The sequence below is a fragment of the Methylobacterium sp. E-046 genome, assembly GCF_022829625.1.
In the GTDB taxonomy this organism is placed as follows: domain Bacteria; phylum Pseudomonadota; class Alphaproteobacteria; order Rhizobiales; family Beijerinckiaceae; genus Methylobacterium; species Methylobacterium longum.
Window position 1 is genome coordinate 85,985 of record NZ_JAKSYP010000211.1, and the last position, 23,300, is coordinate 109,284.

20 protein-coding genes are annotated in these 23,300 nt (G+C 70.5%); 6 read left to right on the forward strand and 14 right to left on the reverse strand.

Annotation, left to right across the window (positions count from 1 at the left end):
* Positions 1 to 145: 145 nt before the first annotated feature.
* The 5 genes from MKK82_RS21815 to MKK82_RS21835 form a co-directional block, all read right to left on the reverse strand.
* Positions 146 to 1,591, reverse strand: coding sequence for an amidase (locus tag MKK82_RS21815; protein WP_243986839.1), 1,446 nt, complete (start codon positions 1,589 to 1,591; stop codon positions 146 to 148).
* A gap of 203 nt (positions 1,592 to 1,794) precedes the next feature.
* Complete coding sequence (gene pyrC / locus MKK82_RS21820) at positions 1,795 to 2,874, reverse strand: dihydroorotase (protein WP_243986841.1); 1,080 nt, start codon at positions 2,872 to 2,874, stop codon at positions 1,795 to 1,797.
* Between the two features lie 12 nt (positions 2,875 to 2,886).
* Entirely contained in the window at positions 2,887 to 3,588 is a 702-nt protein-coding gene (locus tag MKK82_RS21825) for an orotate phosphoribosyltransferase (RefSeq protein ID WP_238288754.1), read from the reverse strand.
* 143 nt (positions 3,589 to 3,731) lie between these two features.
* Complete coding sequence (gene aroQ, locus MKK82_RS21830) at positions 3,732 to 4,175, reverse strand: type II 3-dehydroquinate dehydratase (RefSeq protein WP_238288752.1); 444 nt, start codon at positions 4,173 to 4,175, stop codon at positions 3,732 to 3,734.
* A gap of 160 nt (positions 4,176 to 4,335) precedes the next feature.
* Positions 4,336 to 5,382, reverse strand: coding sequence for a threonine aldolase family protein (locus MKK82_RS21835; RefSeq protein WP_238288749.1), 1,047 nt, complete (start codon positions 5,380 to 5,382; stop codon positions 4,336 to 4,338).
* Between the two features lie 221 nt (positions 5,383 to 5,603).
* Between MKK82_RS21835 and rpsU the strand changes: the two genes are divergently transcribed.
* Positions 5,604 to 5,939: a 30S ribosomal protein S21 gene (gene rpsU, locus MKK82_RS21840; protein WP_238288747.1), complete on the forward strand. Its 336-nt coding sequence runs from the start codon at positions 5,604 to 5,606 to the stop codon at positions 5,937 to 5,939.
* Between the two features lie 252 nt (positions 5,940 to 6,191).
* On the opposite strand, the gene MKK82_RS21845 is transcribed toward rpsU, so the two are convergent.
* Entirely contained in the window at positions 6,192 to 6,584 is a 393-nt protein-coding gene (locus tag MKK82_RS21845; protein WP_238288745.1) for a response regulator, read from the reverse strand.
* 322 nt (positions 6,585 to 6,906) lie between these two features.
* Here MKK82_RS21845 and MKK82_RS21850 point away from each other — a divergent pair, with 322 nt between their 5' ends.
* On the forward strand, positions 6,907 to 7,695 hold the full coding sequence (locus tag MKK82_RS21850) for a class II glutamine amidotransferase (RefSeq protein ID WP_238288735.1): 789 nt from the start codon (positions 6,907 to 6,909) through the stop codon (positions 7,693 to 7,695).
* 101 nt (positions 7,696 to 7,796) lie between these two features.
* Positions 7,797 to 9,230 (forward strand): NAD-dependent succinate-semialdehyde dehydrogenase, encoded by a 1,434-nt coding sequence (locus MKK82_RS21855; RefSeq protein ID WP_238288725.1) that lies wholly within the window; start codon positions 7,797 to 7,799, stop codon positions 9,228 to 9,230.
* A 16-nt stretch (positions 9,231 to 9,246) separates the two neighbouring features.
* On the opposite strand, the gene MKK82_RS21860 is transcribed toward MKK82_RS21855, so the two are convergent.
* On the reverse strand, positions 9,247 to 9,453 hold the full coding sequence (locus MKK82_RS21860; RefSeq protein WP_238288723.1) for a SlyX family protein: 207 nt from the start codon (positions 9,451 to 9,453) through the stop codon (positions 9,247 to 9,249).
* Between the two features lie 339 nt (positions 9,454 to 9,792).
* Here MKK82_RS21860 and MKK82_RS21865 point away from each other — a divergent pair, with 339 nt between their 5' ends.
* Entirely contained in the window at positions 9,793 to 11,268 is a 1,476-nt protein-coding gene (locus MKK82_RS21865) for a PAS domain S-box protein (RefSeq protein ID WP_238288721.1), read from the forward strand.
* Positions 11,269 to 11,300: 32 nt separating this feature from the next.
* Here MKK82_RS21865 and MKK82_RS21870 read toward each other — a convergent pair whose 3' ends face one another.
* The 3 genes from MKK82_RS21870 to MKK82_RS21880 all read right to left on the reverse strand — a co-directional run bounded on the left by MKK82_RS21870 (position 11,301) and on the right by MKK82_RS21880 (position 17,608).
* Positions 11,301 to 12,455, reverse strand: a complete 1,155-nt coding sequence (locus tag MKK82_RS21870) for a sensor domain-containing diguanylate cyclase (protein WP_238288719.1) — start codon at positions 12,453 to 12,455, stop codon at positions 11,301 to 11,303.
* 389 nt (positions 12,456 to 12,844) lie between these two features.
* On the reverse strand, positions 12,845 to 16,912 hold the full coding sequence (locus tag MKK82_RS21875; RefSeq protein WP_238288718.1) for a Pls/PosA family non-ribosomal peptide synthetase: 4,068 nt from the start codon (positions 16,910 to 16,912) through the stop codon (positions 12,845 to 12,847).
* Positions 16,913 to 17,020: 108 nt separating this feature from the next.
* Complete coding sequence (locus tag MKK82_RS21880; protein WP_238288700.1) at positions 17,021 to 17,608, reverse strand: histidine phosphatase family protein; 588 nt, start codon at positions 17,606 to 17,608, stop codon at positions 17,021 to 17,023.
* Between the two features lie 97 nt (positions 17,609 to 17,705).
* Between MKK82_RS21880 and MKK82_RS21885 the strand changes: the two genes are divergently transcribed.
* A complete protein-coding gene (locus MKK82_RS21885) occupies positions 17,706 to 18,698 on the forward strand; it encodes a polyphosphate kinase 2 family protein (RefSeq protein WP_238288697.1) in 993 nt (330 codons plus the stop codon).
* Between the two features lie 251 nt (positions 18,699 to 18,949).
* Here MKK82_RS21885 and fabI read toward each other — a convergent pair whose 3' ends face one another.
* Together fabI and MKK82_RS21895 are read right to left on the reverse strand one after the other, a co-directional pair.
* Complete coding sequence (gene fabI, locus MKK82_RS21890; protein WP_238288695.1) at positions 18,950 to 19,774, reverse strand: enoyl-ACP reductase FabI; 825 nt, start codon at positions 19,772 to 19,774, stop codon at positions 18,950 to 18,952.
* A gap of 139 nt (positions 19,775 to 19,913) precedes the next feature.
* Positions 19,914 to 20,840, reverse strand: a complete 927-nt coding sequence (locus MKK82_RS21895) for a DnaJ C-terminal domain-containing protein (RefSeq protein WP_243986843.1) — start codon at positions 20,838 to 20,840, stop codon at positions 19,914 to 19,916.
* 216 nt (positions 20,841 to 21,056) lie between these two features.
* On the opposite strand from MKK82_RS21895, the gene MKK82_RS21900 reads away from it, so the two are divergent.
* Positions 21,057 to 21,440, forward strand: a complete 384-nt coding sequence (locus MKK82_RS21900) for a VOC family protein (protein WP_238288692.1) — start codon at positions 21,057 to 21,059, stop codon at positions 21,438 to 21,440.
* Between the two features lie 33 nt (positions 21,441 to 21,473).
* Here MKK82_RS21900 and MKK82_RS21905 read toward each other — a convergent pair whose 3' ends face one another.
* Both MKK82_RS21905 and MKK82_RS21910 read right to left on the reverse strand, forming a co-directional pair.
* Positions 21,474 to 22,241 (reverse strand): Crp/Fnr family transcriptional regulator, encoded by a 768-nt coding sequence (locus MKK82_RS21905; protein ID WP_238288690.1) that lies wholly within the window; start codon positions 22,239 to 22,241, stop codon positions 21,474 to 21,476.
* A gap of 137 nt (positions 22,242 to 22,378) precedes the next feature.
* Positions 22,379 to 23,263 (reverse strand): glycoside hydrolase family 25 protein, encoded by an 885-nt coding sequence (locus MKK82_RS21910; protein WP_238288688.1) that lies wholly within the window; start codon positions 23,261 to 23,263, stop codon positions 22,379 to 22,381.
* Positions 23,264 to 23,300: the final 37 nt, after the last annotated feature.

Sequence of the window (23,300 nt, forward strand, 5' to 3'; positions counted from 1 at the left end):
CGCCTCGCGGCGGCCAGTCGATCCGACGTGGATCGACACCGGTCGCGCGTGAAGTGTCGGGCCTCATAGCGGAGCGCGTGGTGCCGGTCAACGCGTCCGCGCGGCTGTTCGTGCTGTTTCCCTGTGTCGAGCCGGTCAATGCCCCTCACTGCAGCGACGGCGGGAAGCGCCGGACCCAGTTGCTCGCCGCGTCGTAGGCCGCGCCAAGTTGCAGGCAGGCGAGCTCGCCATGATTGGGGCCGACGATCTGGATGCCGGTGGGCAGGCCGCCCGCTCCGAAGCCGGCCGGGACGTCGAGGGCCGGCAGGCCCGACATCGTCGCCGGAATCGTGATCTGCATCCAGCGGTGATAGGTGTCCATCGCCTGCCCGCCCACCGTCCCGGGCCAGCGCAGGGTCTTGTCGAACGGGAAGACCTGGGCGCTCGGCATGACGACGAAATCGTAGGCGTCCATGAAGCGGCGCAGGGTCTCGTACCAGCGCGTGCGCCCCTCCAGGGCCGCGATGATCCGGTCGGCGCCGAGCGCCAGCCCCCGCTCCACCTCCCAGACGGCCTCCGGCTTCAGCAGTGCCCGCTGACGGGGCTCGTCGTGGAACGGGCGGAGCGACGCCGCGACCGTGAAGGCCCGCAGCACCAGCCAGTCCTGCCAGAGCTGCTCCATGTCGTAGCGGGGTATCGCCTCCTCGACGATGCAGCCGATGTCGACGAAGGTTGAGAGCGCGGAACGCCCGAGGTCGAGCACGCCGGGATCGAACGGGATCTGCCCGCCGCAATCGCCGAGCCACGCGATCCGCGTGCCGCGGAAATCGCGGGCGAGCGAGTTCGCGAAGGCGGATGGATCCTGCCGGATGGCGTTCGGGCAGCGCGGATCGTAGCCTGCCAGCACCGAGAGCATCAGGCCGATATCGGCGGGCGTCCGGCCGATGGCGCCGAGCACCCCGAGGCCGGGGCTGAACACGTCCTTGGCCTCGGCCGGGATCCGGCCCCAGCTCGGGCGCAGGCCGTAGCAATTGTTGAAGGCCGGCGGGTTGCGCAGCGACCCGGCATGGTCGCTGCCGTCGGCGACCGGCTGCATCCGCAGAGCCACCGCCACGGCGGCGCCGCCGCTCGATCCGCCCCCGGTCTTTTCCGGATCGTAGGCGTTGCCGGTGGCGCCGTAGACCGGGTTGAAGCTGTGCGAGCCCAGGCCGAACTCGGGGATGTTGGTCTTGCCGATGAAGATCGCCCCAGCGGCGCGCAGCCGGGCCACCATGATCGAGTCGGTCTCGGCGATCCGGTCGGCGAAGATCGGGGATCCTTGGGTAAACCGCAGGCCGCGGACGGGGTCGAGATCCTTCACGGCCAGCGGGAAACCGTGCAGCGGGCCGACGGCATCGCCGCGCGCCAGGGCGGCGTCGGCGGCCTCGGCCTCCCGCAGGAGCGCGGCATCATCCGCGAGGCCCACGAGGGCATTCACCTGCGGGTTGATCCGGTGGATCCGCTCCAGATAGGCGCGCATCACCTCCCCGCAGGAGACCACCCGGCCGCGGATGGCGGCGGCGAGGTCCACGGCGCCGAGCCCCGTGATGCCGTCCTGTCGCGCGTCCTGCATCGAAAACTACCTCCGGATCGACGGAGATCGGTAGCCGGAGGTTGGATCCAGGCAAAGACGCCTTTAGCTGAAAGGATGGAATGCCGCTGTCGGTGTTTGCGAGCGCAGCGAAGCGATCCAGTGTCGCGCGACGATCACCGTTGTCGCGCTGCCCTGGGTCGCTTCGCTGCGCTCGCGATGACGTCCGGCCGCCACTGAGGCCGTCACGCCACCGACCAGGGCAGCGTCTCCTCACCGCGGAACACCACCACCGCCGTGTCGTCCACCGCGACCGCCTCTGCGACCCGGCCCGGCCGCCGCTCCAGGGTCACGGTCCCGGCATTGGGCTCCAGCCCGTGGAAACGGGCGCCGTTGAGCGACGCGAAGGCCTCGAACCGGTCCAGTGCCCCCTCCTCGTCGAAGACCTGCACGTAGGTCTGGAGCGCGGAGGGCCCGCAGAACACGCCGGCGCAGCCGCAGGACGCCTCCTTGGCGCCGCGGACATGCGGAGCGGTGTCCGTGCCGAGGTAGAAGCAGGCCTCGCCCGAGGTCGCAGCCTTGCGCAGCGCGAGCCGGTGCCGCTCGCGCTTGGCCACCGGCAGGCAGTAGAGGTGCGGGCGCAGGCCCCCCTGGAAGATGTGGGTCCGGTTGATCACGAGGTGGTGCGGCGTGATCGTGGCCGCGCACCGGCTCCGGTGCTCCCGGACCACGTCGAGGATCTCCGCCGTGGTGGCGTGCTCCACGGTGACCTTCAGCCCCTGGTGGCGGCCGAGCAGCGGGATCAGGCTGCCCTCCATGAAGGCGGCCTCGCGGTCGAAGATGTCGATCTCCGGGTCGGTCGCCTCGCCGTGGATCAGAAGCGGCATGCCGATCCGCTCCATGCGCTCCAGCACGGGGGCGATCCCGAGGAGGTCGGTGACGCCGGCATGCGAGTTCGTGGTCGCGCCCGCCGGGTAGAGCTTGGCGGCGACCCAGACCTTGTCCTTGAAGCCGCGCTCGATCTCGGCCGGATCCGTGTCGTCCCGCAGGTAGCAGGTCATCAGCGGCTTGAAGTCCATCCCGGCGGGCAGAGCCGCCAGAATGCGCTCTCGGTAGGCCCGCGCGGCCGCGACCGTGGTCACCGGCGGCACGAGGTTCGGCATGATGATGCCCCGGGCGAACTGCGCCGCCGTGTAGGGCAGCACCGCTTTGAGCATCGCGCCGTCGCGCAGGTGGATGTGCCAGTCGTCCGGCCGGCGGATGGTGATCCGCTCGACCGGCTTCGCCTCCTGGCGCTCGGCGGGGAACAGGTCGGCGACGCCCATCGCGAAAACTCCTCAGGCCTGACCGAAGGCGGAGATGCCGCCATGGGCCGCCGACCATTCGGCCGGGGCGTTGAGGAAGCGCTCGACCTCGTCGAGCGTCTTCGGGTCGAAGGTGCCCATCTCCTTGGCCACCGCCAGCACGTCCCACCACGTGGTGAGATAGTGGAGCTTGATGCCGATCTCCTCCATCAGCGCGGCGCTGCCCGGGAAGATGTCGTAGTAGAACAGCACGAAGCAGTGATCGACCTGGGCGCCGGACTCGCGCAGGGCGTTGCAGAAATTCACCTTGCTGCGCCCGTCGGTGGCGAGGTCCTCGACCAGCAGCGTCCGGGCGCCCTCGACGATCTCGCCCTCGATCTGGGCGTTGCGGCCGAAGCCCTTGGGCTTCTTCCGGATGTACTGCATCGGCAGCATCATCCGGTCGGCGATCCAGGCCGCGAAGGGGATGCCGGCGGTCTCGCCGCCCGCGATGTGGGTGAGCTTCTCGTAGCCGATCTCGCGCACGATCGTGGCGGTGGCGAAGTCCATGAGGGTCGAGCGCAGGCGCGGGAACGAGATGATCTTCCGGCTGTCCGTGTAGACCGGGCTCGCCCAGCCCGACGTGAACTTGAACGGCTCGTCCTTGTAGAAGAGGACCGCGCCGATCTCGAGGAACATCTTGGCCGCCTCGCGGGCGATCACCGTCCGGTCGAGGGGCAGGAAGGGGCTGGTCATGCGGCGTGCGCGCTCCCGCTGAGGGCGCTCTCCATCGGCGACGGACCCGGCCGGGGGCTGAGAGCGCGTGAGACTGAGGTCTGGCCGCCCTCCTCCGCCCTGGCTCCGCACGCGTCAAGTCTGCGCGGGACGCTATCCGCGCCTCAAGCGCCGGCCCGGAGATGCGCGAGGTGCCGGATTGCGAGCGCGTAGCCGTGCGTCCCGAACCCGGCGAGCACGGCCGTCGCGGCGAGCGAGATATAGGAGTGATGGCGGAAGGCCTCGCGCCGGTGGACGTTCGAGATGTGGCACTCGATCACCGGCACCGCGCAGGTGTTCAGCGCGTCGAGGATCGCCACCGAGGTGTGGGTGTAGGCCCCCGCGTTGATGACGATCCCGGCGGATCCGACACGGAAATCGTGGATCGCGTCGATCAGCACGTGCTCCGCATTGCTTTGCCGAAAATCGACCTGCAGCCCGAAGCCGGCGGCCGTGTCGCGGCAAAGAGCCTCGACGTCGGCCAGCGTCTCGCGGCCGTAGATCTCGGGCTGTCGCTTGCCGAGCAGGTTCAGGTTCGGCCCGTTCAGGACCAGGACAGTGTCGTTCATCGTGTGCCCCGTGGCCCGGGCGGCGTGGCCGACTTACCGCCCGGGCCTCGTCCCCATACTCGACCTTGTAAGTCAGTTCGCATCCCCTCGGGCAAGGCCGGATCGCATCGGCCGCGCGGGGATCGGAGCGCGGCTCGGATCGACCGGTCCGGCCCCGTGCTCACGCCGCCGCGGCGGAGAGCGCACCGAGGTCGCGGACCAGCTCGTCCACGCGCCCGGGCTTCGCGTCCCAGGCGAACATGAAGCGCGCGCCACCGCCGATGAAGGTGTAGAACCGCCATCCCCGGGCGCGCAGGCCGTCCATGGTGGCGGGCGGCAGCGTCAGGAAGACCGCGTTGGCCTCCACGGGAAACAGTGCCCGCACCCCTGGCAGCCCGGCGACGGCCTCGGCGAAGCGCCGGGCGCAGGCGTTCCCGTGCGTGGCGTTCCTCAGCCATGCGCCGCTCTCCAGCATGCCGACCCAGGGGGCCGCGAGGAAGCGCATCTTCGAGGCCAGTTGGCCCGCCTGCTTGCAGCGGTAGCCGAAATCCTCGGCGAGCTTCGGATCGAAGAACACCACCGCCTCGCCGGCATGCATCCCGTTCTTGGTACCGCCGAAGCACAGGACGTCGATGCCCGCCCGCCACGTCATGTCGCCCGGGCTGCAGCCGAGGCTCGCGCAGGCATTGGCGAAGCGCGAGCCGTCCATGTGGAGCGCAAGACCGAGGTCCCGGCAGGTCGCCGACAGCGCCCGCAGCTCGGCGAGGCTGTAGACCTGACCCGTCTCGGTGGGCTGCGTGATCGTTACAACCCGCGGCCGCGGGAAGTGGATGTCGCTCCGGTTCTGAGCGAGGCCGCGGATCGCGTCCGGCGTGAGCTTGCCGCCCTCGGTCCGGACGGTCAGCAGCTTCGAGCCGTTGGAGAAGAATTCCGGTGCGCCGCACTCGTCGGTCTCGACATGGGCCGAATCGGCGCAGATCACGCTGTGATAGGACTGGCAGAGGGCGGCCAACGCCAGGGCGTTGGCGGCGGTGCCGTTGAACGCGAAGAACACTTCGCACTCGGTCTCGAAGAGGGCCCGGAACGCGTCGGCGGCGCGCTGCGTCCACCCGTCCTCGCCGTAGGCCGGGGCATGGCCGCGATTGGCCGCCTCCATGGCCGACCAGGCCTCCGGGCAGATGCCGGAGTAGTTGTCGCTGGCGAATTGCTGCGAGTCGTCGTGTCTCATCCGCGCAACCTAGCACGACACCGGCGAAGATGGATCGCGCAAGCAGGTTGGAACTGGTGCGCGCTTGGTGTAATAGGCCCGCCAATGCGTGGGCTCCACGCCGATTCGGAAACCGACGTTCCCGTCCCTCCCGGGTTCATCCCGGGCGAGGGACGTTGCCGGTTTCCAGATCGGCGGCGGGCTGCGCGAGCCCCAAATCCAGGTCCAGAGGATCAAGTCCGTTGCAGGTACTCGTTCGCGACAACAACGTCGATCAAGCGCTCCGCGTCCTCAAGAAGAAGATGCAGCGCGAGGGCATCTTCCGCGAGATGAAGCAGCGCAAGGCTTATGAGAAGCCGTCCGTGCGCAAAGCTCGCGAAAAGGCCGAGGCCGTCCGCCGCGCCCGCAAGCAGGCCCGCAAGACCGCGATCCGCGAGGGCCTGATCGCCGCGCCGAAGCCGAAGCCCCGTTTCCCCGCCGGCGGCCGTCGCCCCGGCTTCCCGTCCCCGACGGCGGCGCAGCCGCAGGGCGGCAACGCCTCGGGTCAGGTCCCGGTCACGCCGGCTCCCGTCGCCTGAGCGACCACGGAGCGGCTTCGAAAGAGCCCGGCCCGCGTCAGCGGCCGGGCTTTTTCTATGGCCGGGTGCCGGGCGGGTCCTGCCGGCCATCCGCCCGCTCGGCCAGGCCGCCGGTCTCGCGAGCGAAGCGAAACAAGCCCGTCGCCCCACGCCCGGGGAGGTCGTGAGGCTCCAGGTCGCGCCGCTGCGCTCACGCAGACCGTTCGGAAAGGCCGCCCAGGCTCAGGCAGCCTTGCTTCAGGCCGCCCCGGTTCAGGCAGCTTTGGCGGCGATCGTCGCGCGTTCGGCCTGAACCAGCACGTCGAGGGCGCGCCACGGCTTCTGCATGTACACCGCCTGATCGGGCAGGCGCGCGTCGCGGCTCGCCCCGGAGGTGATGACCACGCGCACGTCCGGCCAGCGGCGGCCCACCGCCTGAGCGAGGGAGATACCGTCCATCGCGCCCGGCAGGCGCACGTCGGCGAAGAGCAGGGCCACGGTGACGTCGGCGCGCTCCAGCACCGACAGGGCCGCCTCCGCGCTCTCGCAAGCGATCACGCCGAGATCCGTCTCTTCCAGCACCGCGGTGGCGAGATCGCGCACCGCCGCGTCGTCCTCGACGACGAGAGCCACGGGGCTGGAACTATCGGGCTGTGCGCGATCCATGAAAGGTCTCCTGATCTCGGTGATTTACCCCTCGACGGGTCACGGCCTCATGAGCAGGCTTCTGATTCCCCGATTCGGCCATGCTGGCCTGTCAGGAGCCGGCTCACAAGAGTCGTGGCGATTCGGCGGGCGTATGCCTGCCCTGCGGCCAAGGGTCATCACTTTCGTGCACAACGCCCGAAATTGGCGCAACGCACGGGCGGTTAAGAAACTGTTCACCGAAGTGGACCGACTGTTAACCTGCTGGGCGGCGCGGACCCATCCCGGTGGGGCGTTCTCGGCGGATTCAACGCGGACCAGAGCTGAAGGATCGACCTCCCCCATGTGCCGTTTCCTCGCCTACAGCGGTGAGCCGGTCTTCCTCTCCGACCTCGTCTGCGCGCCGACCCACTCGCTGGTGCATCAGTCGCTGCACGCCGACGAAGGGAAGACCGAAACCAACGGCGACGGGTTCGGCATCGGCTGGTACGCCGAGCGGCCGGAACCGGGGGTCTATCGGGATATCTCGCCGGCGTGGTCGGACGAGAACTTGGTGAACCTGTGCGGGCAGGTCCGGGCGCGGACGTTCTTCGCCCATGTGCGCGCCTCGACCGGCACCGCGACCGCCCGGGCGAACTGCCATCCGTTCGTCCACGGCCGCCATCTGTTCATGCATAATGGCCAGATCGGCGGCTACCATCGGATCAAGCGCCGGCTCGAGGCCATGATCCCGGACGCCTATTACGATCACCGCCGCGGCAGCACCGATTCCGAGGCGATCTTCCTGCTAGCGCTGGCCAACGGGCTCGAGACCGATCCGGTTGGCGCGATGGCGCGGACGCTGGGCTCCATCCGCGAGCTGATGGCGGCCGCCAATGTCTGCGAGCCGCTGCGCTTCACCGCGCTCCTGACCGACGGCGAGACGCTCACCGCCTATCGCTGGGCCTGCGACGGCCGGCCCCCGAGCCTGTACTACCGCGAGGGTCCCGGCGGCATCGTGGTGGTCTCGGAGCCGATCGACGGATGCCGCGAGGGATGGCAGGTCGTCCCGAAGGGCGGCACGCTCCGCGCCCGCCACGGCGCGGCGACGGTCGTGCAGGTGCCTGGAACCACGAGCCGCGCAGCAGCCTGAATACAAACGGGACCAGCCATGCCGCGGGAGGCATTGCCGGGTCGCGCCGTATGTCCACATTCCGCCCACGGCCGATCGTGCGGCCGGGCGGGAATCGACCGATGTATCCGGATACCGAGCTTCACATCGCCGGGCGCTGGCGCGCGGGCGCCGACCGGGAGACCCTGGGGGTCCTGAACCCGGCTACGGGCGAGACGATCGGACAATGCGCCGTCGCCACACAGGCCGATCTCGACGAGGCCCTGGAGGCCGCCGCCCGTGCGTTCCCGGCGTGGCGGAAGGTGGCGCCGTTCGAACGCGCCAAGGTGATGCGCAAGGCCGCCGACCTGCTGCGCGCCCGGGCCGACGACATCGCCCGCACCATGACCCAGGAGCAGGGCAAGCCGCTTGCCGAAGCGCGGATGGAGACCCTGGCGGCGGCCGACATCATCGACTGGTTCGCGGAGGAAGGTAAGCGCGCCTACGGCCGCGTCATCCCGGGGCGCGCCGACGGCGTCCTGCAGGCGGTGATCCGCGAGCCGGTGGGTCCGGTGGCCTGCTTCACGCCCTGGAACTTCCCGATCAACCAAGCGGTCCGCAAGATCTCGGCGGCCCTCTGCACCGGCTGCACGGTGATCCTGAAAGGCCCCGAGGACACGCCGGCCAGTTGCGCGGCCCTGGTCCGCGCCTTCCTGGATGCCGGCATCCCGGGCGATGCGCTCTCGCTCGTCTACGGCGATCCGGCGACCATCTCGGCCTACCTGATCCCGCACCCGGTCATCCGGAAGATCTCGTTCACCGGCTCGACCGTGGTCGGCAAGAAGCTCGCCGCGCTGGCGGGCGAGCACATGAAGCGCGCGACCATGGAACTCGGCGGCCACGCGCCGGCGATCGTGTTCGGCGACGCGGACGTCGAGAAGGCCATCGCGGTCCTCGCCCCGTCGAAGTTCCGCAATGCCGGACAGGTCTGCGTCTCGCCGACCCGCTTCCTGGTGCACGATACGGTGTTCGACCGCTTCGTCGAGGGCTTCACGAGCTTCGCCAAGGCCCTGAAGGTCGGCGACGGATTGGATCCCGACACCAAGATGGGTCCCCTGATCCACGGCCGCCGCCTCGACGACATCACGGCGCTGAGCGCCGACGCGGAAACGAGCGGGGCCGGCCTGCGCACCGGCGGCCAGCGCATCGGCAACCAGGGCAATTTCTTCGAGCCGACCGTCTTCACCGAGGTGCCGCTCACCGCCCGAATCATGAACGAGGAGCCCTTCGGGCCCGTGGCCTTGATCAACCGCTTCTCGGACGACGACGAGGCGCTGGCCGAGGCCAACCGGCTGCCCTACGGCCTGGCGGCCTACGCCTACACCCGCTCGGCCGAGCGCGCGGCCCGGGTGTCCAACGGGGTCGAGAGCGGCATGATCTCCATCAACCACCACGGCTTGGCCCTGCCGGAGACGCCGTTCGGCGGCGTGAAGGATTCGGGCTACGGCAGCGAGGGCGGCCCGGAGGCGCTCGACGCCTACCTGGTGACCAAGTTCGTCACGCAGGCGAACTTCTGACGAGCCGCGCGGCGCGTCAGTAGTGGGGAGGCGGCGGCTCCGCTCCGCGCGGCGCGGCGCGGACCGCCGCCTCCTCCACCTGCTCCCGGAGCCCGTCGACCTGCCGCGTGAGGCGGTCGATCAGCTGCCACTGCGCGGTCACGGTCCGGTTCAGATCCTCGATCGTGGCCTCCTGCTCGGTGAGACGCATCTCCAGGCGGTCGATCCGGCTCGGTTCGTCCATCACCGCTCTCCCGTCAGACCCGCCACACGCGGTTCGGTGTCCCCGCGCCGGCTCTTAGCGCAACCGGGACATCCCGCGATATACAGGTGCGCCGCTGCGGTCCCGGAGAGCCCCGACGCGTCCGGCCCTCGATGCCCGTCGCCGGATCACCGGCCACATCCCCCGCCCCATCCCGGCCCGTCGGAAAGCATCTCCCGGCGAAGGTTTTGATACAACTTAAACGCGTGTTCACCGGCGGGCACGATTCCGTGAACGGGCTTCTAGTCAATCCCGGCGCGGAAGTTCTTGAACGATCCTCGGGCAAGTACTTCGCCGTATTCTTGTGAAGTACCGGATCCGATGGCGATGTTTGGTTCACGTGCGGACGCTCTGATCACGGCGATCGACCAGACGACGGCGCGGGCCGAGTTCACGCTCGACGGCACGATCCTGGATGCGAACGCCATCTTCCTGGACCTGTTCGGCTACGCGGGCGCCGAAGCGCGCGGGCGTCAGCACGGCCTTCTCGTGCCGGAGGCGGAGCGCGCGAGCCCGGACCACGTCGCGTTCTGGGAGCGACTGCGCACCGGTCGACCGGAGACCGGCGAGTTCGCGCGCCTGACGAAGTCCGGCCGGACCATCCGGATCAGCGGCTCGTACAATCCCGTCCGTGATCGTCGCGGAGCGGTGACCAAGATCGTGATGCTCGGCACCGATGTCACCGAGCTGTCGGCTCGCGAGACGCAGGCTGCCGGCCAGATCGCGGCCCTCGACCGCTCGCAGGCGGTGATCAGCTTCACGCTGGAGGGCCTCATCACGGACGCCAACGCCAACTTCCTGTCGACCATGGGCTACACCCTCGACGAGGTGCGCGGGCAGCACCACCGGATGTTCCTGCCGGCGGATGAAGCGGCGAGCGCCGGGTACACGGCGTTCTGGGCCGCCCTCGGCGCGGGGCGGCACCAGGGCGGCGAGTTCCGCCGGATCGGCAAGGGCGGGCGCACCGTCTGGATCTTCGGCGCCTACAACCCGATCTTCGACAAAGCCGGCAAGCCCTGCGCGGTCGTCAAGTTCGCCACCGACGTGACGCAGCAGGTCGAGGAGCGTCAGCGGCGCGCCGAGGGCCAGCGCGCCATCGACGCGGATATCGCCGCGATCCGCGACTCGATGAGCCGCGTCGTCCAGCAGGCCAACGGGACCGCGAAAGCCGCCAACCAGACCACCCGGAACGTCCAGGCGGTCGCCGCCGGATCGGAGGAGTTCGCCGCCTCCATCGAGGAGTTGAGCCGGCACGCCCTCCTGGCGAAGTCGTCCGTCGACAAGGTGGTCACCCGCGCCGAGGAGGCGGGGGCGATCATCGTAGGCCTGACCGGTGCGGCGGACCGGATCGGCGCCGCCGTGAACCTGATCCGCTCCATCGCCGACCAGACCAACCTGCTGGCGCTCAACGCGACCATCGAGGCCGCCCGCGCGGGCGCGGCCGGCAAGGGGTTCGCGGTGGTGGCCGCCGAGGTGAAGGCCCTCGCCGAGCAGACCGCCCGGGCGACCGGCGAGATCGGAACCCAGATCGCCGCCGTGCAGACGGAGACCGCCCGGGCCGTGGCGGCCATCGACGGCATCGGCGCCACCATCGAGCAGCTCAGCGAGATCTCGCTCAGCGTGTCGTCCGCGGTGACCGAGCAGGCGGCGGTGACCCGCGACATGACCGAGAACATGCAGTCCGCCGCCCACAGCGTGGAATCGGCCCGCGCGGCGATCGCCGAGATCGCGGCCTCGGCGGGGCTGGTGGACGCCTCGGTGCGCAAGGTCTCCGAGGCGGCCCGCGCCCTCGCCTGACGGCGGCGGGCCGATCGTCCCGGGACGTCCGATCAGGCCGCCCGCGCGGCGGCCGGATTGGCGACCGCGACCCGGTCGCGCCCGCCATTCTTGGCCGCGTAGAGCGCGGCGTCGGCCTGCCGCATCAGCGCCTCGTACCCGGTCCCGCGGCGGATCTGCGCGATCCCGATGCTGACGCTGACGCGCAGGTCGGGGAGTTCCGGCACGAACAGCTCCGCGAAGGTCCGGCGCAGCTCCTCGGCGCGGGCGAGGGCCTCGGCCGGCGAGACGTCGGGCAGCAGGCAGGCGAATTCCTCACCGCCCAAGCGCCCCAGCAGCGCCTCCCGCGGCAGAAGGGAGGCCGCCATGGCGCAGAACCCGACCAGCACGGCGTCGCCCACGGCGTGACCGTGATGGTCGTTGACCGCCTTGAATCGGTCGAGGTCGATCAGCAGCAGCGCGCCGTCCCGCTGTTCGGCCAATGCGCCGAAGGCCGCCTCCGCGAAGGCCCGGCGGTTGCGCACGCCCGTGAGCGCGTCGGTCGAGGCGGCGATGCGCTGCTCGCGCTCTGCCCGCTCCTTGACCAGAGCCATGAAGGTGAACGCGGAGGCGATGGAGAACAGCATGGTGACGAAGCACAGGATCGCCACCCAGGGCGAAGTCAGCGGGTTCGGGCCGAGCATGGGCGGCGCCAGCAGGGTCGTGGGGATCCGGACGAAGTAGAAGGCGCCGTGCAGCGCCAAGACCGCGCCGGCGCTGATCCGGGAGGCGAGGCGTTCGGCCCGGCCGCGCCAGATCTCCGCGGCGGCCGCGCCGCAATAGGCCGTCGCCACGGCCGAGGCGTACAGGACGCGCAGGCTGATGGACTCGTAGAAGGCCGGCACGCAGCAGAGGATGCACCAGAGGCCCGCGCCCGCCATCGCCACGGCCAGGCGGGTGCTCCGGCCCTCGAACGAGCGCACGCCGCTCCAGATCAGGCCGTAGGCGGCCAGCACCACGGCGTTGGCCAAGCCGATCGAGAAAAGATCCGGGATCTGGCCGCGCAGGGCCAGCCCGGTCGAGCCGACCGACCCGACGAGGTGTGCCGCTCCCCACACGGCGAGCGCGCGGGATCCGGGGGCCTGCCGCCAAGTGGCCAGGAACAGCGTGCCGACCAGCAGGGTCGTCGCGGAACTGACGATCAGCAGGGTGGCGGGATCAAGCTGCACGACCGTCCATCGATCTCCAGTCCGGGGTGATCCCACCGGGTGCCGACCTGCCGCGCAGGGCCAGGGGCGTTCCGGCGAAGAGTGATCCCTACACCATAAGGATTTAATACCAAGGGTCCGACCAGGGACGCTCCGGGCCGCGCCGGTGCCCTCGCGGGATTCCGCGCGCGTCCGCCCCTCGAACGGACGGGCGGGTCCGCACATCGCCACGGGTGGAGGGCCCGTCGTCAAAGCCCCTGCGATCGACACACACCAACAGTCGCGGGCGCCGCGGGCGCGCGCATGAGGGACCGGAACCGAGGCCCTTGACCGCTCCGTGGCACGGTTGCCGCGGGGATCCGCGGGCGAGGCCGCCAAGCCCGTGGACCGCCCCCGGGATGGCAGCGGGCCTAGGCCGCGTGGATCACCGGGACCGCGGGCGCACCCTCCCACTCCGTATTGGCGGGGATCGACTCGCCCTTCATCACGATGGTCAGAGGCCTCAGCCGCGCGTAGTCGCCGACTTTGGTGTCGTAGAGCACCGTCGAGAAGGCGCCCACCGACACGCCCTTGCCCACGACCACGCGGCCGATCTTCATGATCCGGTCCTCGTACAGGTGCGTCTGCAGCGCCGAGACCCGGTTGATCGTGGCGTAGTCGCCGATGGTGACGCAGTCGAATTCGGTGATGTCGGTGGTGAGCATGCACACCCCCCGACCGACCTTCACGCCGAACAGGCGCAGTACCCAGGGTAGGAACGGCGTGCCCTGAAGGTGCTCCAGCAGCACCTTGCCGGCGAGGCCCCAGTAGGCCACCGCGATCGCCTCGGTGCGCATGGCCCACCACGACCACATCGGCTGCATCCCGGGCTTGTAGACGCCCATCAGCAGCCACTTCATCGCGATGACCGCGCTGGACTGGATCAGCGCGATGGCGACGCTCGCCACGACGAAGCTGACCGCCAGCCCGGTCCAGTCCTTCTCCAGGATGGCGGGATAGAAGTACCAATCGATCACGGTGATCGCGAGGGTGATGTAGAGCATCGGCGAGAACGAAGTCGCGAAGGCCTCGAACACGCCGCGCCGGATTTTCGGCCACATCCCGGGCTCGTAGGTCTGCGCCGTCGAGCCGAGATCGACCTTCTGCCGGGCCGGGAGCCGGATCGGCGGCGAGCCGAACCAAGTCTCGCCGGGGCTCATGGCCGCGTTCGCCGGGGGCTTCGACTTGATGCCGATCAGCACGTCGTCGGGAATCACCGCGCCGGGCGGCACGACGGCGTCGTTGCCGACGAAGACCCGGGCGCCGGTGCGGGTCGGCTCCAGGTGCATCCAGCCGCGTCGGATCTCCTCCTCGCCGTACACCACCTCGTCGGCCACGAAGTTCTTCGCGCCGACCTCGGCGAGGTCGTAGCGGCCGGCGAGGTTGGTGGAGATCTCGGCACCGTGGCCCATATTGGCGCCCATCAGCCGGTACCACGCCCGCATGTAGACCGTGGCGAAGAGCGACGAGAGCGTCTCCAGCGTCACCTCGACGGCGAGCGCCAGCGACCACTTGCGCAGGTAGAACAGCGAGTGGACCGAGTAGGTGCCCGAGCGCGTTCGCGGCAGCACGATCCAGCGGATGCCGGCGATGAGCAGCACCGTGCCGGCGGTCATCAGCATGGCGGTCGGCCACGTGAGGATCGGCAGGTACCAGTGGTAGTCGACGTCGGTGATGTCGGAGAGCGAGTCCGAGATCTGGTCGAAGATGAAGAAGGCCGGGAAGATCGGCAGAAGGCCCACCGCCGGGATCGCGCCGAGGAGGACGATGTAGGCGGCCATGAAGGCGGCCCGGCGTCCGAACGACGCCTCGGCGGGGGCGGGCAGATCCGCCGGATCGGCCATCCCGACCTTGCGGCCGGGGGAGCCGTCCCACCGCTCCGCCGCACCGACCCGCGAGCCGGCCGGGATCGTGGTGAGGTCCCCGATCTCGGCCTGCGGCCCGATCACGGTGTCGTGGCTGATCACGCAGGAGGTACCGATCGCCGCGTCGGCGCCGATCTCCGCCGTGCCGATGACCAGCTCGTTGCCGACGATCTCGGCGTTGGCGACGACGAGGCGGCCGCCCAGCGAAGCGCCGTCGCCGATGGTCAGGAGGTCGGCGGCACCGACTTCGATGTCGGAGATCAGGGTGTCGCGGCCGACCTTGGCGCCCATCAGGCGCAGGTAGATGGCGATGGCCGGCGAGCCCTGGAGCCACTTCACATGGACGAGGGGCGCGAGCCGCTGCGCGAGCCACCAGCGGTAATAGTACGTCCCCCAGAGCGGGTAGCGACCAGGCTTGGTCCGGCCGAGGATCAGCCACTTGCCGGCCACCGCCGCGACCGCCGTCACGCCGTTGATCGCGATGTAGACGAGGAGCAGCACCCCGAGCTCGGCGAAGAAGCTCAGCCCGCCGCCGGTGAGCAGCAGGTACGTCACGAACATGCCGAGCCACTGCGCGGTCGCGAGCGCGATCACGAGGGGCAGCGCGGCGAGCTGCGCGAGCCCGCACAGCGCCCGGCGCAGCAGCGGTGGCGGCTCGAAGCTCAGGTCGCGGGTCGCGGCCGCCGCGCCCATGCCACCCGTGCGGGCGATCAGCGCGTCGGCCATCGCCCGCATCGTGCGCAGGGCGTAGACGTCCGGCAGGGTGATGCCGACCAGCGCCGGGCTCTCGCGCACCGCCGAGACGAAGCGGGCGGCGAGCAGGGAATGACCGCCGAGATCGGAGAAGAAGTCGCCTTCGAGGGCGATCGGCTGATTGCCGAAGATCTGCTTGGCGGCGGCGACGAGGGCAGCCTCCGTCTCGTTGGCGGGGGGCTCCTGCTCGCCGTCGGCCGAGACTACGGTGAGCGGAGCGACCTTCAGAGACTTCCGGTCGACCTTGCCGGAGGTGAGCCGCGGAAGCGTCTCGGTCACTTCGAAATGGCCCGGCACCATGTAGGGCGGCATCTGCCCGGCGAGGGTCTTCCGCAGCGCCGCGGTTTCGATCGCGCGGCCGCGCTCCGGGATCAGAAAGGCGACGAGGCGGTCGACGCCGTCATCCTGCCGCAGCACCACGGCGGCTTGGTTGATCTCGGGGATCGCCCGGATCCGGGCCTCGATCTCGCCGAGCTCCACCCGGAAGCCGCGGATCTTCACCTGATCGTCGATGCGGCCGTGGAACACGATCCGGCCCGCAGCGTCGAGGGAGACCGCATCGCCCGAGCGGTAGAGCACCGGGTCGGTCCCGTCCGACCCGAAGGGGTTGGCGATGAATTTCTCCGCCGTCAGCTCCGGCCGGGCGAGATAGCCGCGGGCCACGCCGGGGCCGCCAATCAGTAGTTCACCCTGCTGGTCGCGACCCAGCAGGGTCAGATCCTCGCCGGCGACGTAGACGGAGTAATTCGGGATCGGGCCGCCGATGGTGACCGGCTCGCCCGGGCGCATCTCGGCGGCGGTCGCCACCACCGTGGCCTCGGTCGGCCCGTAGGTATTGAACAGCTGGCGCGTGCCCGTGGCCCAGCGGGCGACCAGGGGCTCCGGCAGGGCCTCGCCGCCGAGCAGGACCAAGCGCACCGTCGGCAGGTCGCCGGAGATCATCGCCAGCAGGGTCGGCACGGTGTCGAGCACCGTGATCCGCTCCGCCTCCAGGATGCCGGGCAGCGATTCCACGTCGCCCATCATGGCCGGGCTCGCCACGAACAGGGTCGCGCCCACGAGGTAAGGGACCCAGATCTCCTCCATCGAGAGGTCGAAGGCCACCGAGGCGCCCTGGAAGACGACGTCGTCCGGACGCATCCCGTAGAGGGCGTTTCCCGAGCGCAGGAAATGGCAGATGTTGGCGTGGCTGATGACGATGCCCTTGGGCACGCCGGTCGAGCCCGAGGTGTAGATCAGGTAGGCGGGGTGCGCGCCGGTCAGCCCGGCGGCGCGGGCGTCGGGGACGGTCGCATCGGCCGGGGTCGCGGCGTCCAGGTCGGCAGGGGTCAGGGCCGGCGCCGCCGCCGGCGCGGATTGCTTGAGCGCCGGCGAGACCAGCAGCGCCTTGGCAGCGGCATCCGTCAGGCAGACGCCCACCCGGTCGGCCGGGGCCTCGGCGTCGAAGGGGAGCCACGCGGCGCCCGACAGGGTGATGCCGATCTGCGCCACGAGGAGGTCCGGTCCGCGGGCCATCCAGAGACCGACCACGTCCCCGGGGCCGATGCCGCGATGGGCGAGGCCAGCGGCGATCCGGCCGGCGCGGTCGGCGACCGCGGCGTAGGTCAGGCGCGGGTGGACACCCCCGGCCTCCACGCGCGCGCCGTCGATCAGGCAGGGATGGTCGGCCCGGGTTCGCGCGGAATGCAGGAAGACCTCGGCCAGCACCTCGTCGCGGATCAGGTCCGGGCGGTGCGCGCCGCGCAGGACGGCCGCCCCGTCGCCGGACCGCTCGCGCTCCCCGGCCGGACCGGACCGGGTCTTCTCGGCGACGTCGCTCATCCGCTGCTCCGCTGGCCGCCCGCTCGGGCCGGCACTGACCGTGGCCGTCGCCCTATAGCCCGCCGATCATGCCGTTATCGAGGCCGATTTGCGCCCCCGCCCGGCGGATCACGCCCAGCGCCAGCCTTCGGGCTCCAGGACCAGGACTTCGCCCTGGCGAATGCCGAGGCGCGGCGCCGCGTAGGGATCGAGATGGCCCAGCGCCACCAGGGCCGCCCGCGCCACCCCGCCATGGGCGACCACGACCGTGTCGCGTTCCAGGCCGGCCAGCGCCGGGCCGACGCGCTCCACCAGCGTGGCGTAGCTCTCGCCGCCGAGGCCGGGCGGCCGGTGGCGCCACCGGTCGCGCTCGCGCCCCGCCGCCCCGGCCGGGTCCCGGCGCCGGATCTCCGACCAGGTCGAGCCCTCCCAGGCGCCGAAGCCGATCTCGCGCAGGCGCGGATCGGTGCGGTAGTCCTCGGGGGACAGGCCGAGGGCCGCCCGCAGGATCTCCATCGTGCGCCGCGTCCGCTTGAGGGGGCTCGCCACGAAATCCGCCCCGGCGAGCCCGGGGCCCGCCAGCACGGCGAGCCGCTCGGCCGCGGCGGCCGCCTGCGTCTCGCCCAGGGCGTTCAGATCGGTATCACGGCCGCCCTGGAGGCGGCCTTCCGCGTTCCAGTCGGTCTGACCGTGGCGGATGAAGTAGATCGTAGCCAACCGTATCGAACCCCGTCCTGCGAAGGCGTCTGGAACGGCCCGGATGCACGGCCGTTTCCGCCGACGGTCGGCAACGTCCGGGAACAGGTCCTGCCCTATGTCGAAGAAGCACGGCAAGCATCATCGCGGCCAGAAGCACGGACGCGGCGTGACAGATGGGGATGACCTGAACGCGACGGCGGGATCGGACCGGCCGTCCACCGCCCGGTGGGCGAGCGCCGTCGACACGCTGGCGGAGTCGGAACCGGCCGCCTTGCGGGGGCACCGGGCGACCCCGATCGTGGCGGCGCCGGGCGTCGTCGCGGTCGAGCCGGGCGCGCGTTTCGACCTCGCTTCGGTCGAGGCCGACGCCGATGGCGGGCTCGACAAGGCCTGGGCGAAGGAGGCGCTCGACACGGAGCGCGCGCGCATCGTCGCGCTGCAGGAGCGGCTCTATGCCGAGCGCAGCCGCAGCCTGCTCCTGGTGTTCCAGGCGATCGATACCGGCGGCAAGGACGGGACGATCCGGGCCGTGCTCAAGGGCGTGAACCCCCAGGGCTGCGCGGTGGCGTCGTTCAAGGTCCCGTCGAGCGAGGAGATGGATCACGACTTCCTGTGGCGCTATCACGCGCGCACGCCGGGCCGCGGCATGATCGGGGTGTTCAACCGCAGCCACTACGAGGACGTGCTCGTGGTGCGGGTGAAGGGCCTCGTGCCGGAGGCGGTCTGGCAGAGCCGCTACGGGCGGATCAACGACTTCGAGCGGCTGCTCACCGAGTCCGGCACGACCGTCCTGAAGTTCTTCCTGCACATCTCGAAGGCGGAGCAGAAGAAGCGGCTCGAGGCCCGGATCGCCGATCCGGAGAAACACTGGAAGTTCGACCCCGCCGACCTCGTGGAGCGGAAATCCTGGGACGCCTACCAGCAGGCCTTCGCGGACGCGCTGTCCCGATGCTCGACACCGGATGCACCCTGGCTGGTGGTGCCGGCCGATCACAAATGGTTCCGGAACTACGTGATCGCCAAGACGGTGGCGGATACGCTCGCCGCGATGGACCCCCAATTCCCCGAGGCGGTCAAGGGAATCGCCGAGCTCAAGGTCCCCGATTGAGTCGGGCGGCGCGGCACGCGGGTGGTGCGCGAGGTCTCGGGCTACCGCGCGCTCCGGCGGATCGGCGCCCCGGTCGACGCGCCGTCGGTGTTCAGGGGCGGCGACGGTACCGGCAGGACCAACCCTCCTCCCGCAGCGGCTTCGACGGCGGCGCGGATCCTGGTCACGCGCGACGGTAGGACCCGATCGAGGAATTCGCGCGGGCCCGTTCGTGGCGGGGGACGCCGACCGGGTCCGGCCCGCCGGCGGACCTAATCCTTGTCGAGGCTCAGGTCCGGCGCCTCGGGGTTCTTCATGCCGACGACGTGGTAGCCGGCATCCACGTGCAGGATCTCGCCGGTCATGCCGGCCGCCATGTCGGAGACGAGATAGGCCGCCGTCTCGCCGACCTCGCCGATCGTCACCGTCCGGCGCAGGGGCGAATTGTACTCGTTCCATTTGAGTATGTAGCGGAAGTCGCCGATGCCCGACGCCGCCAGCGTCTTGATCGGGCCGGCCGAGATCGCGTTGACGCGGATGTTCTTCGGGCCGAGATCGGCCGCGAGGTAGCGCACGGAGGCCTCGAGCGCCGCCTTGGCCACGCCCATGACGTTGTAATGCGGCATCCATTTCTCGGCGCCGTAATAGGTCAGCGTCACGAGCGAGCCGCCGGGCCGCATGATCTTCTCGGCGCGCTGGGCCACCGCGGTGAACGAGTAGCAGGAGACCAGGAGCGACTTGGTGAAATTGTCCTCCGACGTCTCGATGTAGCGCCCGGTCAGCTCGTCCTTGTCGGAGAAGGCGACGCAGTGGACCACGAAGTCGATGCCCTCGGGGAAGACCCGGGCGGCCTCGGCGAACACGGCGTCGATCGTGGCGGCCTCGGTCACGTCGCAATGGCCGATGACGTGGGCGTCGAGTTCCTTGGCGAGCGGCTCGACCCGTTTGCGCAGGGCGTCGCCCTGATAGGTGAAGGCCAGCTCCGCCCCGTGGGCGCGGGCGCTGCGGGCGATGCCCCAGGCGATCGAGCGGTTGTTGGCGACCCCGAGGACGATGCCCCGCTTGCCCGCCAGAAGGCCCTGCCCGTGTTCCGCCATGATCGATCCCGAAGTCTCGCGACACCTCGCGGCGCCGGGGGGCCTCCTTAGCGGAGGCGGCCCGGCGACGGAAGTCCGGGACGTGCCCCGGGGCTTTCCGCCTCGGGCGGTTCCCGCGGATCCGCCCGGGGTCGTCGGCTCAGGCCGCCTTGGCGGCGCGCCGCGCGCGGGCGAATTCCATCACGGCCGCGTCCTCGTCCTCCGGCAGGACGATCGCCGTGGTGGCGAACAGGTCGCCCAGGCTGCCATCCTTCCTCGGCAGCCCCTTGCCGCGCAGGCGGAAGGTCCGGCCCGAACTCGTCATCGGCGGCATCTTCATCTCGACGGCGCCGGTCAGGGTGGGCACGCGGATCGTGCCGCCGAGCACGGCGTCCTCCAGGGGCACGTCCACAGTGGTGCGCAGGTCGGCCCCGTCGACCGTGAAGCGCGGATGCGGCCGGATCCGGATGGTCAGCAGCGCATCGCCGGGCTCGCTCCGAGGCCCGCCGGCCTGCCCGAGACCGCGAAGGCGGATGGTCTGACCGTCGACGACGCCGCGGGGGATCACCACGTCGACCTCCCGCCCGGTGGGCAGGTACAGGCGCAGCTTCTCCTCGCTGGCGACCTGCTCGAGGGTGACCGACAGCTCGGCGGCGACATCCTCGCCCTTGGCGGCCTGGCGCTGGCCGCCGGGGCCGGCCCCGCCGGCGCGGAACGCCTCGCCGAAGATGTGGGAGAAGATGTCCTCGCCCATGCCGCCCTGCCGGCTGCGGGCCATGTTCTCGAAGTCGAAACCGCCGCCGCCTCCGCCGCCGCGGCCGCCACCGAACCCGCCGCCGAAGCCTTCGAAGCCACTGGCGCGCGGCCGGCCCTCGGCGTCGATCTCGCCGCGGTCGAACTGCTTGCGCTTCTCGGCGTCGCCCAGGATCTCGTAGGCCGAGTTCGCCTCGGCGAAGCGGTCCTTGGCCTTCACGTCGTTCTTGTTGCGGTCGGGGTGGAAGTCCTTGGCGAGCTTGCGATAGGCCTTCTTGATCTCGGCCTCGCTCGCCCCCTTGGCCACGCCCAGCACGTCGTAGGGATTGCGCATGGAACTCTTGGCTGTGCGGTGTGGGGTCTGAACCCCGATGTGGGGAGAATGTTGCATCCCTGCAACGGTCACGGACGCGAAACTCTGCGGGTTCGTGCGTGACGTCAAGCGCCGCATCTCGCCCGCAGGGGGCCGTGGCCTTACCTTGCGTCCGCGACCGGGGCGGACGCCCCGAGCGGGCGCGCGCCGGTCGAATCGCCAGGAGCCGGAGACCCGATGCAGTACACCAGCGACCACCTCCATCTGCGCAGCCGCGACGCCGTGAAAGCCGCGGGCTTCTACGTTGAGACGTTCGGGGCGCGGGAGGTGAAGCGCGTCGGCGACGACCCGGTGCAGCGCGTGGTTCTGGACCTCGGCGGCCTCACGATGTTCATCGAGCAGGCGCCGGACGAGATCGCCCCCGCCACGCCGACCCCGTGCCTCGGCATCGAGCATTTCGGATTGCGGGTCGCCGACATCGAGGCGGCGATGGCCGACCTGACGGCGCGGGGCGTGCCGGTCAAGACCGGCATCACCGCGCGGGGCCCCGGGCTGCGGATCGCCTTCGTGGAGGGACCCGACGGGGCGCTGATCGAGATCCTGGAGCGCTCGGCCGCCTGAGGGCGGTTCCGTCGCGATGCGGGCGGGTTCCCGCTAACCGGTAGCGGGCAACGCCTCGGCGCGGGCAACATGGGCGGCGGGTCCGTAGACCGCGCCCAGCACCGTCTCGCAGTGCAGCCGCACGCGACCGTGGCACTCGCAGGCCGCAGCCGATACGGCCGCACGATCGACCACCGTGATGCGCCCGCGTCCCACTTGGATGAGACCCTGGTCCTGCAGCGTCCGCAGGATGCGCGTCAGATAGGTGCGCTGGACGCCGAGCATCGCGGCCAGCACCTCGTGGGTGATCGGCAGAATATCGCCGCCGAGCCGGTCCTGGAGCGTCAGCAGCCAGCGGAGGCACCGCTGCTCGATGGGGTGCAGGGCGTTGCAGGCGGCGGTCTGGACGAGTTGCGCGAGGAAGCAATCGGCGTAGCGCGCGAACAGGTCGCGCAGCGAGGCGGACCGGACGGTCGCCTCGAGGAGGCGATCCGCGTGGAGGCGGAGCGTCGGCCCGCCGACCTGCACCAGCGCGTTGGCCGAAGCCGGCATCCGGCCCGGGCCGACGATTCCGCCGACGGCGCCGTCGTGGCCGATCGTGACGGTCTCGGCGGTTCGCCCGTCGCGGGTGGCGACGACCAGGGCGACGACGGTCTGTTCGCAGGGAAAGGTGATGTGCGTCACCTCATCACCCGCCTCGAAGACGGTCGAGCCCTTGGCGTAGGACAGGTGTTCGAGGTGGGGAACGATCAGCGCACGGTCGGTGGCGGACAGCGCGGCGAGGAGCAGGTTACCCGTTGGGACGGCACGATCGATCGGCATCAGGCGCGGCGAGGTCCGGGAGGAGAGGCTCCCGAAGGGATCCTCGCCGGCGTGCCGGATCGGCAGCCAGACTTCCGGAGAAATACTCCGCGCGCCGCGCCTCTGAACTAACCTGGGTTTCTTTCCATAGACCGTATCTATTTGTCCGTGCAGAGCCCCTGCGCGGAGAGACGGCGGTGCTCCCGCGGATCGCAATCCGTGGACAGGAACGAGGCCCAGTCGGACGGGGTGCCGTAGAAGGCGTTGCGATCGACGTCGCCCTGCACCCCGGGGACCCGGCCAGTTGAGGTGAACTGCCAGAGCATCCACTTGCGGTTGACGAACCGCTGCTCGGGCTCCGCCGCCGTAGACCGCAACCAGTGCGGGTAATCGGGCAGCTCGCCTTCGAGCACGTCCTTATGGAACGTGATGTCGGTGTAGATGATCGGGCGCTTGCCCGTGTAGCGTTCCATCTCCTCCAGCATCTCGGTGACCATCGCCAGGGCCTGCGCCTTGGGCAGCTTCTTGGGGCACGTCTGCGAGTGGCCATTCCACTCGACATCGAGCACCGGCGGGAGCGCGGCCGGGTCGTTCGGCACGTTCCGCTTGAACCACTCCATCTGCTCCCGGGCGGAGCGGCACCAGAACACGAAGTGGTAGGCGCCCCGCGGCACGCCGGCCCGGGCCGCGCCGTCCCAGTTGGTCCGGAAGCGCTCGTCGACGTGGTCGCCGCCCTCCGTCGCCTTGATGAAGGCGAACTGGGTTCCGGCCGCCCGGACCGAAGCCCAATCGACGTTGCCCTGCCACTTCGAGATGTCGATGCCCTGGATCGGGTGCTGCTTGGCCTTCGCCACACCGGGATGGGGCTTGGTGTCGCCCTTGGTGGGGTAGAAGTCGTTGTTCGACGCGCAGGCCGCGAGCCCCGCGAGGATCGCGGCGGCGGCGAATCGCCCGGCGCACCGCCGGGCGGCGGCAAGTCGGCCGTTCAGTCCCCAGGTCAGGTCCCGGGACAGAGACCGCGAAAGCTTCATGATCCGCGTCATCAGTGCTCAGCCCGCCACCGAAAGAGCGCCACAGACA

Excerpts from the sequence above, each read along its gene's own strand:
- MKK82_RS21855 (WP_238288725.1), top strand. The coding sequence starts at position 7,797 with ATGTATCCGGATACCGAGCTTCACATCGCCGGGCGCTGGCGCGCGGGC.
- MKK82_RS21860 (WP_238288723.1), bottom strand. The coding sequence starts at position 9,453 with ATGGACGAACCGAGCCGGATCGACCGCCTGGAGATGCGTCTCACCGAG.
- MKK82_RS21875 (WP_238288718.1), bottom strand. The coding sequence starts at position 16,912 with ATGAGCGACGTCGCCGAGAAGACCCGGTCCGGTCCGGCCGGGGAGCGC.
- MKK82_RS21850 (WP_238288735.1), top strand. The coding sequence starts at position 6,907 with ATGTGCCGTTTCCTCGCCTACAGCGGTGAGCCGGTCTTCCTCTCCGAC.
- MKK82_RS21900 (WP_238288692.1), top strand. The coding sequence starts at position 21,057 with ATGCAGTACACCAGCGACCACCTCCATCTGCGCAGCCGCGACGCCGTG.
- MKK82_RS21825 (WP_238288754.1), bottom strand. The coding sequence starts at position 3,588 with ATGACCAGCCCCTTCCTGCCCCTCGACCGGACGGTGATCGCCCGCGAG.
- MKK82_RS21835 (WP_238288749.1), bottom strand. The coding sequence starts at position 5,382 with ATGAGACACGACGACTCGCAGCAATTCGCCAGCGACAACTACTCCGGC.
- MKK82_RS21905 (WP_238288690.1), bottom strand. The coding sequence starts at position 22,241 with ATGCCGATCGATCGTGCCGTCCCAACGGGTAACCTGCTCCTCGCCGCG.
- MKK82_RS21885 (WP_238288697.1), top strand. The coding sequence starts at position 17,706 with ATGTCGAAGAAGCACGGCAAGCATCATCGCGGCCAGAAGCACGGACGC.
- MKK82_RS21865 (WP_238288721.1), top strand. The coding sequence starts at position 9,793 with ATGGCGATGTTTGGTTCACGTGCGGACGCTCTGATCACGGCGATCGAC.
- MKK82_RS21845 (WP_238288745.1), bottom strand. The coding sequence starts at position 6,584 with ATGGATCGCGCACAGCCCGATAGTTCCAGCCCCGTGGCTCTCGTCGTC.
- MKK82_RS21815 (WP_243986839.1), bottom strand. The coding sequence starts at position 1,591 with ATGCAGGACGCGCGACAGGACGGCATCACGGGGCTCGGCGCCGTGGAC.
- pyrC (WP_243986841.1), bottom strand. The coding sequence starts at position 2,874 with ATGGGCGTCGCCGACCTGTTCCCCGCCGAGCGCCAGGAGGCGAAGCCG.
- MKK82_RS21910 (WP_238288688.1), bottom strand. The coding sequence starts at position 23,263 with ATGACGCGGATCATGAAGCTTTCGCGGTCTCTGTCCCGGGACCTGACC.
- aroQ (WP_238288752.1), bottom strand. The coding sequence starts at position 4,175 with ATGAACGACACTGTCCTGGTCCTGAACGGGCCGAACCTGAACCTGCTC.
- MKK82_RS21895 (WP_243986843.1), bottom strand. The coding sequence starts at position 20,840 with ATGCGCAATCCCTACGACGTGCTGGGCGTGGCCAAGGGGGCGAGCGAG.
- fabI (WP_238288695.1), bottom strand. The coding sequence starts at position 19,774 with ATGGCGGAACACGGGCAGGGCCTTCTGGCGGGCAAGCGGGGCATCGTC.